The organism is Clostridium sp. CTA-5 (assembly GCF_054768135.1).
This window is the reverse complement of record NZ_BAAAAT010000008.1, coordinates 136,329-149,394: the sequence shown is the minus strand read 5'-3', so window position 1 is coordinate 149,394 and position 13,066 is coordinate 136,329. Positions and strand designations below refer to the sequence as shown.

General features: G+C 27.0%; 14 protein-coding genes and 2 tRNA genes. 1 reads left to right on the top strand and 15 read right to left on the bottom strand.

Annotated features, from left to right (window positions below):
* Positions 1–67 precede the first annotated feature (67 nt).
* The 6 genes from ACYUET_RS14635 to yabP form a co-directional block, all read right to left on the bottom strand.
* Positions 68–143 (bottom strand) — tRNA-Met (locus tag ACYUET_RS14635).
* A 9-nt stretch (positions 144–152) separates the two neighbouring features.
* Positions 153–241 (bottom strand) — tRNA-Leu (locus ACYUET_RS14630).
* Positions 242–474: 233 nt separating this feature from the next.
* Positions 475–894: a S1 domain-containing RNA-binding protein gene (locus ACYUET_RS14625; protein WP_460280809.1), complete on the bottom strand. Its 420-nt coding sequence runs from the start codon at positions 892–894 to the stop codon at positions 475–477.
* Between the two features lie 53 nt (positions 895–947).
* Complete coding sequence (locus tag ACYUET_RS14620; RefSeq protein WP_460280807.1) at positions 948–1,241, bottom strand: FtsB family cell division protein; 294 nt, start codon at positions 1,239–1,241, stop codon at positions 948–950.
* A gap of 79 nt (positions 1,242–1,320) precedes the next feature.
* Positions 1,321–1,713 carry a spore cortex biosynthesis protein YabQ gene (yabQ, locus tag ACYUET_RS14615; protein WP_460280805.1) on the bottom strand — a complete coding sequence of 131 codons (393 nt, stop codon included), beginning with the start codon at positions 1,711–1,713 and terminating at the stop codon, positions 1,321–1,323.
* Positions 1,714–1,730: 17 nt separating this feature from the next.
* Positions 1,731–2,024 carry a sporulation protein YabP gene (yabP, locus tag ACYUET_RS14610; RefSeq protein WP_460280804.1) on the bottom strand — a complete coding sequence of 98 codons (294 nt, stop codon included), beginning with the start codon at positions 2,022–2,024 and terminating at the stop codon, positions 1,731–1,733.
* Positions 2,025–2,158: 134 nt separating this feature from the next.
* Here yabP and ACYUET_RS14605 point away from each other — a divergent pair, with 134 nt between their 5' ends.
* Positions 2,159–2,296 carry a hypothetical protein gene (locus ACYUET_RS14605; protein WP_460280802.1) on the top strand — a complete coding sequence of 46 codons (138 nt, stop codon included), beginning with the start codon at positions 2,159–2,161 and terminating at the stop codon, positions 2,294–2,296.
* Between the two features lie 11 nt (positions 2,297–2,307).
* Here the strand turns inward: ACYUET_RS14605 and ACYUET_RS14600 are convergent, their stop codons facing one another.
* The 9 genes from ACYUET_RS14600 to ACYUET_RS14560 form a co-directional block, all read right to left on the bottom strand.
* Positions 2,308–2,568 carry an RNA-binding S4 domain-containing protein gene (locus ACYUET_RS14600; protein WP_219780611.1) on the bottom strand — a complete coding sequence of 87 codons (261 nt, stop codon included), beginning with the start codon at positions 2,566–2,568 and terminating at the stop codon, positions 2,308–2,310.
* A 50-nt stretch (positions 2,569–2,618) separates the two neighbouring features.
* Entirely contained in the window at positions 2,619–2,897 is a 279-nt protein-coding gene (locus tag ACYUET_RS14595; RefSeq protein WP_219780610.1) for an HU family DNA-binding protein, read from the bottom strand.
* A gap of 212 nt (positions 2,898–3,109) precedes the next feature.
* Positions 3,110–4,567, bottom strand: coding sequence for a bifunctional methyltransferase/pyrophosphohydrolase YabN (gene yabN / locus ACYUET_RS14590; RefSeq protein ID WP_460280800.1), 1,458 nt, complete (start codon positions 4,565–4,567; stop codon positions 3,110–3,112).
* Between the two features lie 14 nt (positions 4,568–4,581).
* On the bottom strand, positions 4,582–6,117 hold the full coding sequence (locus ACYUET_RS14585) for a putative polysaccharide biosynthesis protein (RefSeq protein WP_460280799.1): 1,536 nt from the start codon (positions 6,115–6,117) through the stop codon (positions 4,582–4,584).
* Between the two features lie 126 nt (positions 6,118–6,243).
* Positions 6,244–6,795, bottom strand: coding sequence for a stage V sporulation protein T (gene spoVT, locus ACYUET_RS14580; RefSeq protein ID WP_460280798.1), 552 nt, complete (start codon positions 6,793–6,795; stop codon positions 6,244–6,246).
* Positions 6,796–6,987: 192 nt separating this feature from the next.
* Entirely contained in the window at positions 6,988–7,989 is a 1,002-nt protein-coding gene (locus ACYUET_RS14575) for a peptidylprolyl isomerase (RefSeq protein WP_460280796.1), read from the bottom strand.
* Positions 7,990–8,124: 135 nt separating this feature from the next.
* On the bottom strand, positions 8,125–11,634 hold the full coding sequence (gene mfd, locus ACYUET_RS14570; RefSeq protein ID WP_460280794.1) for a transcription-repair coupling factor: 3,510 nt from the start codon (positions 11,632–11,634) through the stop codon (positions 8,125–8,127).
* Positions 11,635–11,648: 14 nt separating this feature from the next.
* Positions 11,649–12,224 carry an aminoacyl-tRNA hydrolase gene (pth, locus tag ACYUET_RS14565; protein ID WP_460280792.1) on the bottom strand — a complete coding sequence of 192 codons (576 nt, stop codon included), beginning with the start codon at positions 12,222–12,224 and terminating at the stop codon, positions 11,649–11,651.
* A 112-nt stretch (positions 12,225–12,336) separates the two neighbouring features.
* The gene (locus ACYUET_RS14560; protein ID WP_460280790.1) at positions 12,337–13,023 is read right to left on the bottom strand and encodes a response regulator transcription factor; all 687 of its coding nucleotides are present in this window, start codon (positions 13,021–13,023) and stop codon (positions 12,337–12,339) included.
* Positions 13,024–13,066 lie beyond the last annotated feature (43 nt).

The window sequence follows — 13,066 nt, the reverse complement described above, 5'->3', positions numbered from 1 at the left end:
AACCTACGACACTTCGGGTATGAACCGAATGCTCTAGCCAGCTGAGCTATTCCGCCAAATTTTTTTATGGTTGCGGAGGCAGGACTTGAACCTACGACCTTCGGGTTATGAGCCCGACGAGCTACCAACTGCTCCACCCCGCGATATTACTTTGGTGCCGAAGACCGGAATCGAACCGGTACGGTGTTTAACCACCGCAGGATTTTAAGTCCTGTGCGTCTGCCAGTTCCGCCACTTCGGCAAGCCAGTTGAATTATTTCCAACGACAAAATTTATTATACTGTATAGTTTCTACACTGTCAACATTTTTTTGATATTTTTTTATTTTTTTATTTAAAAATACATTAACTTAGATTTTATCAGGGTTTAAACTCTCAAAATTCCCTACTATACCTATAAATAAAACAAGGATTACTAAAAATATTAGCAATCCTTGTTTTGTTTATATATTAATTGTATATAATGTCTAAAATATTAGCAGCCTTTTTTGCCACCTTTACCTTTAAATTCTTGATGTTTCTTTACATCTTGCATTCTTTCTTCACTATCTTTTAAAAATCTAGACATAATATCTTCAAAATTTCCTGGACCACTTTTTTTCTTATCATTATTATTATTGTTATTATTCCAGTCAATTTCTACAGGTTTAACTGATTTCCTTTGAACATTTGCTTGTTTAATTGAAAGACTAATTTTGCCGTTATCATCAATTGAGATAACTTTAACTTTAACTTTGTCTTGTTCTTTAAGATGTTCTCTGATATCTTTCACATAAGAGTCTGCAACTTCTGAAATGTGTACCAATCCAGTTTTGCCTTCCACCTCAATAAAAGCTCCAAAGTTTGTAATGTTTATTACTGTGCCCTCTAATATGTTTCCTGCCTCTAAGGTCATGTTTAAAAGATTCCTCCTTAAAATATAAAAATATATATGATTATAATAAAAAACTATTTTTTAGAATTTGATTGTTGTTCTTCACTATTAACTACTTTTTCTCCTGGTTTAATCATTCCCAGTCTTTCTCTTGCTAACTTTTCAACGTATTCATTTGAAGTAGTATCAATTTTTTCAACTTCATCTTGAAGCCGCTCATTTTTTTTGGTCAGTTCATCAAGAATAGTCTGTTTTTCATTTAGTTGTTTTTCAATTCTACTCATAGTTACTTGTTGTCTTATATAACTAAAAATAAATATACTAGCTAACCCAATGATTATTAAGTTTCTAAATGTTAACTTCCTCATCCATAGAACCTCTATTTTCTCAAATTCTCTTATCTATATTGTAAACACTCTATAAGTATTATTCAAGTAATTTTTTTAGCTATTTGCTTTTATCCATTACTTTATTAAAAATTATTTTAATAGGATATATTATGTTTTTAAATACTATTCTTATAATGGTATTTATTCTCTTTATTAGCAATTTTTCAAGTGAATAAAAGTATTTACTAAATAGTCTTAGATAAATAAGAAGTGCTATAACTATGAAAATATAAACATACGGAGTCAAAAATGCATAGTTTGTATATAATAAAAAAGTAAAAATAATTAGAGCAGTAAGTATCCAAAATAATATATCTTCAATAATTGTAATTACTTTTATTGAATTTAATCCTCTTATTCCTCTATATACATCAAATAATATGCCTGTTATAAGCCCTGCTATTGAACTATAAAGAATAAGATTAAATTGCATATTTAAAGATAATGGCATTAATCTTACCTACCCTTCTATTTAAACAATCTATTTATTATACTTTCTTTACTCTTTTTTACTTCTTTTCCACTATAAATCATAGAATCTATATTGCCGTTAATAATAACATCTCCATTTTTAACATCTAGTTTATTCATTTTAAGCTCTTGACCTTTTATGCTTAGATTTCCTAATTCTGTGGTTAAATCTATTTTTTGGCTATCAAAACTTATAACTTCTATAACTCCACTTAAAACTAATCTTTGCCTATTTTCTAAAGATAAACTTGAATTTTTATTATTAATTTTATTTTCTATTTTATTCTCCATAAAAATTTCCTCCACATATTATTCTTATACAATATATGAATACAACTTTATCTTTATTCATTGTTTAAAAATTAAAGATTATTACGTTAGGCACATGAAATAAAATAATAGATCAAAGAGGCGTTGTATATTTTGTGTCAGACAAGGAAGTAAATTTAGTTAATAGCGAGCTATTAGCTAAATTTACTGACGCAGTATCACACAAAATAGGCGAGCATACTGGTCTATTATTTTTTGAATGTGCCTTAACTATAACAAAAGTAGCCTTTTAAATTTACTAAGGCTACTCTTTATCTTCTTCTCCTTCAAGAATTATATACATTTCTTTTGCATCTTCTTTTTTAACATGTTCTTTAATATTTACTATTTTAGCTTTTAATATTCTATTTGCAAAAGTAATTTGAATTATATCATCTTCTTTTATATCAGTTGATGGTTTAGCAACTTTATCATTTATTGATACACGTCCGCTTTCACATACTTCTTTAGCAACTGTTCTTCTTTTTATAATTCTTGAAACTTTTAAATATTTATCTAGTCTCATATTGCTCCTTTATTAAAAGAACCCGAGAAACCCCGGGTTCATATTATTTACTATTTATTATTAACCTTGTCTTTGAACTCTTTTCCAGCTTTAAATACTGGAACTGTTGTTGCAGGAATCTTAATTGGTTCCTTAGTTCTAGGGTTTCTTCCTTCTCTAGCTGCTCTTTCTCTTGTTTCAAAAGTTCCAAATCCAACCAATTGAACTTTTTCTCCACATTCTAATGCATCTTCAACACTTTCAATAAAAGCTTTTAATGCTAATTCAGCATCTTTTTTAGTTAATTTACTTTTTTCAGCCATGCTAGTTATTAATTCTGCTTTATTCACAATTACATCCTCCTTAAAATCAAGTTATAACATTTAGTTTTAACTATTCGTATATGTACTAAATTACACTTCTTTATTATATAACCTCTTAGCCTGGTAGTCTATAGAAAAATAGTTTCTTTATACTAACATTAGTAGTTATAAATAATTTTTGTAATATAGTTCCTTATTAACTATTCTTCAATAACTGGATAATTCCTTTATTTTAATGCTTATTTATCTAGTTTTTTTGCTTCTTCCCAAAGTTTATCCATATCTTCTAAAGACATGTCTTCTAATTCAAGCTTCATCTCACCTGCCTTTTTCTCAATATATGAAAATCTTTTAATAAATTTATCTGTTGTTGCATTTAGTGCTAATTCTTCATCTATATTAAAGAATCTTGCAACATTAACACACGAAAATAATAAATCTCCGATTTCTTCTTTTATGTTTTCCATATTATTAATAGTATATGCATTTATTACTTCTTTTAATTCTTCTTCAACTTTTTTTATTGCACAATTAACATTATCCCAATCAAAACCAACTTTTTTAGCCTTTGTTTGTACCTTATTTGCCCTTAAAAGAGATGGTAATGCTTTTGTTATTCCATTCATTTCATCTGTCAATGAAGAATATCCCTTTTCTGCTTTCTTTAATTCATCCCACTTTATAAGAAGATCTTTAGATGAACTGATACTTTCTTCTGTGTTATTAAAAACATGAGGATGTCTATATATCATTTTATTACAAATTGCTTCAATAACATCATTTATATTAAAATATCCTTCTTCTTTACCAATAGATGCATGAAAAACAACTTGTAATAACACATCACCCAATTCTTCAATTAAAGAATTATCATCTTCATTATTTATAGCATCAATTACTTCATAACTTTCCTCTACCAATGCGTTCTTTATAGAATTATGAGTTTGTTCTCTATCCCACGGACAGCCATTTTCTCCTCTTAATGTTTCTATTATTTCCAAAAGATCATAAAAATCTTTTTTATTATTTACATCTTTAGGTATATATATTGATGTTAAATAATCTATATCTTCTTGCATATCTAATTCATACAATGGAATTTTTCTTATACTTTCTTCTCCAATTATTCCTGCTGCTCTTACATAATAAATTTCTGTTTCATCATCATATTGCTGTAATAATTTTAATTTTACTTCTGATGCAATTAATTGATTATATACCTGAGTAATTATTGTTCCTATTCTTTTATCTAAAATTTGATTATTTATATCAAATGCATCTATAACTTTTAAACCTTCTATTGGATCTATTGATAAACTTTCCATCATTGCATCAATAAAACTTACTGCTGGAACAACTTTATATTGTATGCCTGCCTCTTTACATAAAGATATTAAATTAAATACAGACTTTTCTGCCACTAATGGATGTCCTGGCACTGAATAAACTAAATCACCTAGTTCATTATGTTTTTTGATTAAGTCTTGTGCTATATTTAAATATACTTCATCAAAACTTTCTTTACTCTCATAAACATAATCATAAGTATTAAATTTTATTCCTTTTTCATTTAAATATTCCACTGTTGGATGTTTTTCTGTTCTTAAAAAAATATTTTTACAATTTTCTAATTCATTTATACAACCTATTGTTAAAGCTTCTTTCGCTCCTGGACCTAATCCCACTATCTTAATCATTTAGACTCTCCTTTTTAGTTTCTTCTAAATCTACTCTTTATTTCTTTAACTTTAAATACTTTAAATAACATTATTAATATTATATATACTATAATACCTAAAAATATAGATATTAAGCAAGATATCCCATTACTTGTTGTGCTTTTGTAAATATAATTATAACTCATTAATACTAATAACATCATCAAAGTTGACGCATAGGTTGGTTTTATTAATATTTGATATAAATTTAGTTTAATTTTTAATTTGAATTTCATTAATAATAAATTTAGAATACTTGAAATAAAGTAAGCACTTATGCTAGCAATAACAGCTCCATAAATATTTATAGATTTTATTGGTACTAATGTCCATGTTAATATTACCTTAACTAAGCACCCAATAAATAAATTGATTACTGGAATAATATAATTTCCTGTTCCCTGTAATATTGATGTAGTTGTTTGCGTTATTATTATAAATGGAATTGATAGTGATAGATACTTCAAAATTTCAAAACCTTCAAATCTACCTGGAAATATAAATCTCATTATAGGTTCTGCTAAAAAGAAAATTCCAAAAGTACATGGTATAGCTATTACAGCAGATAATTTCATAGAAATATTAATTTTTCTTTTTACTTCCAAATGATTTTTAAGTATAAAATTTTCTGCAATGATTGGGATTAGTGAAGTACATAACGCCATTGATAAAGTCAATGGTACATTAACAAGTACAGATGCTTTTCCTGTTAATTGAGCATATAGAACTGTACTTTGCATACTGCTAAAGCCTGCTTGCAAAAGTTTTTGAGGTACTACAATAGAATCTATTAACCCCATAATAGTCCCAACTGTTGCTCCTAAAGATATTGGAATTGCTATTTTTAATATATTATTTAAAACTTCAGAATTAGTTTTTATTTTTTTTATTCCATAATCTTTTTTAATATTTATATATTTCTTATATAAATATATCCCAGCTAATACAGCCCCAGCAGTTGCACCAAAGGCAGCCCCTCCTGCTGAATACTCTATTCCTTTGGGTAATAATAGCACAGCCAATCCTACTCCAAATATGATTCTACCAATTTGCTCTATTACTTGCGAAATAGCAGATGGTGACATATTTTGTAGACCCTGAAAAAAGCCTCTAAATATTGTTATAAAGGATATTACAATAGGAGCAAAAGAAATTCCTATAAGTGAGTAATACGCTTTAAAATCCCATTTTAAAAAACTTATTATCGGTTTTGCAAAGAAAAATAATGCAAATGTTGTGCCTGTCCCTAAAATAGTCATTAGTATTGCTGATTCCTTCATTACTTCAAAGCTACCATTAATATCGTTAACTGCATTATTTTCTGATATCATTTTTGAAATGGCAACAGGAACGCCTGATGCCATTGCAACAAAAAACATATATAAAGGATATGACATTTGATAATAGCCTATTCCTTCATCTCCTATTAACATTATTAATGGCCATCTAAAAAATAATCCTAAAAATCTTGTTAATATTCCTGCTATTCCAAGAATTAAACTTCCTTTTATCAAGGATTGCTTTTTCATAAAATACCTCCAAAGTTACATTATACTAATAATTTTTATTGTAAATTTGAAGGTATTATGACTCTATTTTGACCATATTTAAAAATTAATATAGTAAAATATTTTTTTTATCTATTTATGTACAATTTATTGTTCCATTTGCTTTCCTAAGAATGTTGCTGCTGTCTCTGCAAGTTTTAGTTCAACTTCACCTAAATTCTTACCATCCTCTTTAGATAAAATAATTACTGCACCAATAGAATCTCCTTCTGCTAATATAGGTGAAATAACTTGGCTTACATAATTAGCCTCATCATCATCATTATGTAGTGGTATTACCTTATTTGAAGTTTTATCTAAAAGAATTGTTTTTCTATCATCCATTATTTTTTCTAATTCTGAACTTATTTTTCTCTCAAGATAATCCTTTTTAGGGGTACCGCTAACTGATATAAATGCATCTTTATCTGCTATTAAGATAATGTGTCCTATAGCTTGTTGTAAACTTTCAGCATATTCTTTTGAAAAATCTGTTAATTCCCCTATAGGAGAATATTTTTTTAAAATTACGCCTCCTTCTCTATCAGTAAATATTTCAAGTGGATCTCCTTCTCTTATTCTTAAAGTTCTCCTTATTTCTTTTGGAATTACTACTCTTCCTAAATCGTCAATTCTTCTAACAATACCTGTTGCCTTCATTGATTATTTAACCTCCTTTAAAACTTTATTAAATTAGTTGCATTATTATTATTTGAATTGTTAGAAATTTTATACACTTATAGTCAATTTTTATATAAGATATTATTTTTAGGCATTACTTTTATATAAAAAAATACCTCTGAGCATATATAGATTTTTATCATATATACCCAGAGGTAAACTTATAATTTTTTATTTTAATTTATCTTCATTAATCTTAACTTTAATATCTTTTTTCCATTCTTCTATTTTAGAATTAAAAGCTTCCTTTTGTTTTTGTTGTAATAATTCTGCTCTAATTTCTTCTTTAACATCATCTAATGGTGTTACTGCATCTGATGTTTTAACTCCAGTAACCTTAATTATATGATATCCATATTGTGATTTTACTGGTGCAGAAATTTCACCTTCTTTTAAATTTTTAAATCCATCCATAAATTCTTTAACATATTTAGTTGATGAATATTCTATGAAACCAAGAGAACCTCCATTATCTTTTGTTCCTGTATCTGTAGAATATTGAGCGGCTACAGCAGCAAAATCTTCTCCTTTATCTAATTTAGATTTAACTTCATTTGCAGTATTTTCATCTGCTACTAGAATATGAGATACTACTGCACCTGCACCTTCTGTATATTTATCTTTATTTTCATTATAATATGTTTCGATATCGCTATCTGTAACTTCTATATCTTTTACTATATCTTGTTGTACATATCTAACTATAGCTTGATTTCTTTGATATTCTTTAAATGAATCTTCTGTGAAATCATTTTGTTGTAAAAATGCTGTAAATTGTTCATCTGTTTTATAGGCATCTTTATAATATTGAATAGCACTATCTACTTCTTTATTTAAAGTATCCTCATCTGGCTTTAAATTTAATTCTTCTGCCTTTTGTAATACAACTTTTTCATTTACAATTGCATTTAAATATTGTTTCTTTAACTCTTGAAGTTGTTGCTTTATATCTGCATTATCAGCATAATTTTCACCATATCTTTGTTTTAAAGATTCTGTAATTGATTTTAAATCTTTATCTAAATCACCTTGTGTTACCTTTTCTTTACCTACTGTTGCAAGCACTGTCTTTTGTATAGCTTCAGGTGTTTTTTCAATCATTTTGCAACCCACTGCTGAAAATGCGAATGTAGCTATCATCACTGATGCAACAAATTTCTTTATATTTCTCAAAATTTTCCCCTCACTTTTTTCTAAATTTTTCTTATAAAAACATAATATTAGTATAACAATATTATTTTTACAATTCAAATTATTAATCTTACTTTTTTCTTACAATGTTAATCATTAATTCAACCTTTATTTTAGTTATTCCTCCTTTACCATTACCATGTTTAAAATTTCTTTTAGGAATTCTAGCATATTTTCTTTTTTTATATCTTTTAATCTAAAAGAAAAATATGGTTGAGATCCAAACTTCAACATAATACTATCTTTATAATTTCCTATTAGTAATTTAAATATTCGTTTATAATCATCTTCTCCATATGCAAATCTAAAAAGTATTTCTTTCGGAGTTTCTTTAATTTCCTCTATAAACAATAATTTTGCCATGCTCTTGATGTAAGCTATATCCATAAGATTATAAACTGGTTCAGGAATTTTAGAATATCTATCTTCTAATTCTTCTTTTATATCATTATAATCATCTATATTTTCAATAGCTGCTATTTTCTTATATATTTCTATTTTTTGAATTTCATCTTCAATATAATTTTCTGATATAAATGCATCCACTTTAATTTCTACAGTTGTCTCAATAGGTTCTTTAGTTATTTCTCCCTTTATTAACTTAACTGTATCTTCGAGCATTCTGCAATATAAATCATATCCGACTGCAGCCATATGACCATGTTGAGAAGACCCCATCATATTGCCAGCCCCTCTAATTTCTAAATCTCTCATAGCGATTTTAAAACCTGAACCAAGTTCTGTAAAATCTTTCAATGCTTTAAGTCTCTTTTCTGCTACTTCAGTTAGAATTTTATCCTTTGTATACAATAAATAAGCATATGCAATTCTATTAGAACGACCTACTCTTCCCCTTAACTGGTATAATTGCGATAATCCCATCTTATCGGAATCATATATTATTATTGTGTTTACATTTTGAATATCTATTCCTGTTTCTATTATTGTAGTACAAACCAAAACATTAGATTCTTGTTCCATAAAGCTGATCATTTCTTTTTCTAATTGTCGTTCGGTCATTTGTCCATGCGCAACCGTAACTTTACTCTCTGGAACTAACCCCTGAACATATTTAGCCATTCTATCAATATCTTCAACTCTATTATATACAAAATAAACTTGACCATTTCTTCCTATTTCTCTAAGTATTGCATCTCTAATAAGTTGATCATTTTGCTCTACCACATATGTCTGTATTGGATATCTCTCTTCTGGTGGAGTTTCTATAACAGATATATCTCTTACTCCTGTTAATGACATATGCAAAGTTCTAGGAATAGGAGTTGCACTTAGTGCTAATACATCAACATTTTTCTTTAAGTTTTTAATCTTTTCTTTTTGAGCTACTCCAAATCTTTGTTCCTCATCAACTATAAGCAATCCTAAATCCTTAAACTGAATATCTTTAGATACTAACCTGTGAGTCCCTACTAAAATATCAATATTTCCTTCTTTTAAACTCTGCATAGTAGCTTTTTGTTGTTTTGCTGTTCTAAACCTACTAATCATATCTATTTTTATAGGAAAATCTGAAAATCTCTTTTTCATATTTTTATAATGCTGTTCTGCTAGAATAGTGGTTGGAACTAAAAAAGCAACTTGTTTTCCATCCATAACACACTTAAATGCTGCTCTTAAAGCAACTTCTGTTTTTCCATATCCAACATCTCCACATAATAATCTGTCCATAGCTTTATCAGATTGCATATCTTTCTTTATTTCTTCTAAAGAAGTAATTTGATCCGGAGTTTCTTCAAATGGAAATTCATCTTCAAATTGTCTTTGCCATTGAGTATCTTTACTAAATTTATGACCTTTAAGTGTAGACCTAGTTGCATAAAGCTTTATTAAGTCTTCTGCAATATCATTAATTGATTTTTTAACTTTTGCTTTAGCTTTCTGCCATTCACTACCTCCAAGCTTAGTAACTTTAGGGTTTTTCCCTTCACTTCCTATATATTTTTGAATTAAATCAAGTTGTTCTACAGGTACATAAAGTTTATCACCTTTATCATAAACAATATCTAAGTAATCTCTTTTATGTCCAGCCACTTCAATTTGTTTAATACCTTTATATACTCCTATACCATGATTTACATGAACTACATAATCTCCTGGTTTTAATTCATTAAAACTTTTTATCTTAGAAATACCTTTCTTTTTTGTATTTCTATTTTTTAATCGTCTTTTAGCTTCTCCAAATACTTCTTTATCAGATATAACACATATTTTATATTCAGGATATTCAAAACCTTTTAATTGATTTCCAAATGTTATAACAACTTCTCCAAATTGGATTTCATCTATATTTTCTTTATAAAAACTTTCAACATCTCTTTCCCTTAATGTTTCTACAAGTCTTTCTCCCCTGGCTCTAGTTCCTGATAATATTAATGTTTTATACCCTTTTGCCTTTTTCTCTAAAATATCATTTATTAATAACTCTAGTTGCCCTTGATAATTGCTAAGTGTTGATTGTACTACCTCAACGCTTTCTATTGGCTTTAAAAAATCTACTTTTTTATTAAATGCTTCAAGGAATAACACTTTGTTTAACTCAAATTTTTCTAAAACGATTTCTTTTTCTACTAATAATTTTTGTTGTCCTGGAAGTATATCTCCTCTCTCAAGAAAAACAGTAAAATTTTCTATAAATTCTAAATATAATGAATCTAGTTTTCCTTTGCATCTTTGAACATCATCCATTATAAATAAATAATCTTTAAAATAATCAAAAAAAGTTTCAGTCTCTTGATAAAAGTAAGTCAAATAACTATCAATTGTTTCAAAAGTTAAAGTTTCTTCAAGTGCTTCTATATTTGAATTAACTACTTTTTCTAATTTATTAATTCTTTCTTTTTGTTTATCTGTTGATACAATTTTATTAAATTCATCTAGCATTCTTTCTTTTGCTAGTTCCATAGAATTCTTAGAAACTATAATTTCCTTAGCTGGGAATATATTAAAAGACTTCACCTTATCAATACTTCTTTGTGATTCTACATTAAAAGTTCTTATAGATTCTATTTCATCACCAAAAAGTTCAACTCTGTACGGGTAAGTTGAACCTGTTGGAAATACATCAAGTATTCCACCTCTTACAGCAAATTGTCCTTTTCCTTCAACTATATCAACTCTTTCATATCCACATTCGACTAACTTAGATGACATAATATCAATATCTATTTCCTTACCTTGTTTTATAGTTATACTATAATCAAGAAACAACTTATGAGGTACATAAGTTACTGCAAAAGCGTCTATTGAAGTTATTATTATTTTCTTTTTATTATCTAATATTTTATTTATTACTTTTAATCTTTCCCATCTCAAGTCTCCAGATATAGCATCTATATTATAAAAAACAGTTTCTTTAACAGGAAAATAATATACATCATTTGTGTATAATATTAAATCCTCATAAAGATTTTTTGCTTCCATATCACTTTGAGTAATAATAACCATAGATTTATCAAGATTCTCAAAAATGCTATCAATCATATAGCCTCTACCCGATTCAGATACCCCATAAATTCCTATAGGGTATCTATTCTTCTCAATATGTTTTAATACATTCTGTAACTCAAGACTGTTTTCTAAGGGGTCTATTAACCCTCTTAATCTCATTTTATGCACCATCCTTAAATACTTTTATTAGGTTTAAACCCATTAAATTTATTCATTGCAGACTTAACATCTACACTAACAATTTCTCTAACAGCTTGTATAATCGCTTCTATGCTTTCTTCTAAAACACCATTTTCATCTTTTGTAAATTTCCCTAAAACATAATTAACTAAGTTAACATTAGGTTGTCCTACCCCTACTTTTATCCTAGGAAATACATCAGTTGATAAATTAGCAATTATACTTTTTATTCCATTATGTCCTCCTGCACTTCCCTTTTCTCTTATCCTCAATTTTCCTAAATCTAAGCTTATATCATCATATATAACTAAAATATTTTCATTATCTATCTTATAGAAATTACAAATCTCTCTAATACTTTCTCCACTTAAATTCATATATGTTGTAGGCTTTAATAAAATGACTTTATTATTATCTATAAATCCCTCACCATACATACCTTTAAATTTTTGCCTATTTATCTCAATATTATACTCTTTAGCAATATTATCAATAACTTCGAATCCAATATTATGTCTTGTATTATCATATTCTTTTCCTGGATTTCCAAGCCCTACTATCAAAAACATATAAACTCTCCTTTATTCAACATATGTATTTTAATTCTATCTTCTTATTATACTAAAAATAAAAATTTTTTAATTGTAATTTTTTATTTTTAAATTATATTTTAATTTATTGCTACTTTACTTCAAATTTATATCCAATTCCCCAAATAGTTTTTATTTCCCAATTACTACTTTGCCCTATTCTTTTTCTTAACCTTTTAATATGTACGTCAATTGTTCTAGAGTCACCTATATAATCATCTCTCCATATTTCAGAAAGTAATTGTTCTCTTGTATATATTTTATTTGAATTTTTTATTAAAAAAGTTAATAATTTAAATTCTTTTGGCGGTAATTTTATATTTTTTCCATTGCAAATTACTTCATAGGAATAATCATTTATTATTAAATTCTCTAAAGATTTTTTTTCAATTTGGAAATTTTTTATACAACATCTTCTTGAAACAGCATTGATTCTCGCTAATAGCTCTTCTAATTCAAACGGTTTTAATATATAATCATCTGCCCCTAAGTTTAATGCTAAAACTTTATTAAATACTCTTTTTTCTTCTGTAACTATTATTACTGGTATATTACTTTTAGTTCTTATCCATTTTAAAATACTTATTCCATCTATGTCTTTTATAAGTAAATCTAATAAAATCATATGAGGCTTATATTCTAAAAAACTTCTTTTAAATTCTTCCCCTGTTAAAATAACCTTAGTTTTATAGCCTGAATTTTTTAAATATGTACTTACTGTTTCATTATTAAGTTTATCATTATCTACCATTAGAATTCTTTCTATAAAATTATCCATAATATATACCTCTTTTAGATTTGTATTTAACCTAAACTTATAA

Coding starts and splice junctions, on each gene's coding strand:
- ACYUET_RS14560 (WP_460280790.1), bottom strand. CDS start 13,023: ATGGATAATTTTATAGAAAGAATTCTAATGGTAGATAATGATAAACTT.
- ACYUET_RS14600 (WP_219780611.1), bottom strand. CDS start 2,568: ATGAGACTAGATAAATATTTAAAAGTTTCAAGAATTATAAAAAGAAGA.
- yabQ (WP_460280805.1), bottom strand. CDS start 1,713: ATGCCATTATCTTTAAATATGCAATTTAATCTTATTCTTTATAGTTCA.
- ACYUET_RS14625 (WP_460280809.1), bottom strand. CDS start 894: ATGACCTTAGAGGCAGGAAACATATTAGAGGGCACAGTAATAAACATT.
- spoVT (WP_460280798.1), bottom strand. CDS start 6,795: ATGAAGGCAACAGGTATTGTTAGAAGAATTGACGATTTAGGAAGAGTA.
- pth (WP_460280792.1), bottom strand. CDS start 12,224: ATGTTTTTGATAGTAGGGCTTGGAAATCCAGGAAAAGAATATGATAAT.
- ACYUET_RS14585 (WP_460280799.1), bottom strand. CDS start 6,117: ATGAAAAAGCAATCCTTGATAAAAGGAAGTTTAATTCTTGGAATAGCA.
- ACYUET_RS14620 (WP_460280807.1), bottom strand. CDS start 1,241: ATGAGGAAGTTAACATTTAGAAACTTAATAATCATTGGGTTAGCTAGT.
- mfd (WP_460280794.1), bottom strand. CDS start 11,634: ATGAGATTAAGAGGGTTAATAGACCCCTTAGAAAACAGTCTTGAGTTA.
- yabP (WP_460280804.1), bottom strand. CDS start 2,024: ATGGAGAATAAAATAGAAAATAAAATTAATAATAAAAATTCAAGTTTA.
- yabN (WP_460280800.1), bottom strand. CDS start 4,567: ATGATTAAGATAGTGGGATTAGGTCCAGGAGCGAAAGAAGCTTTAACA.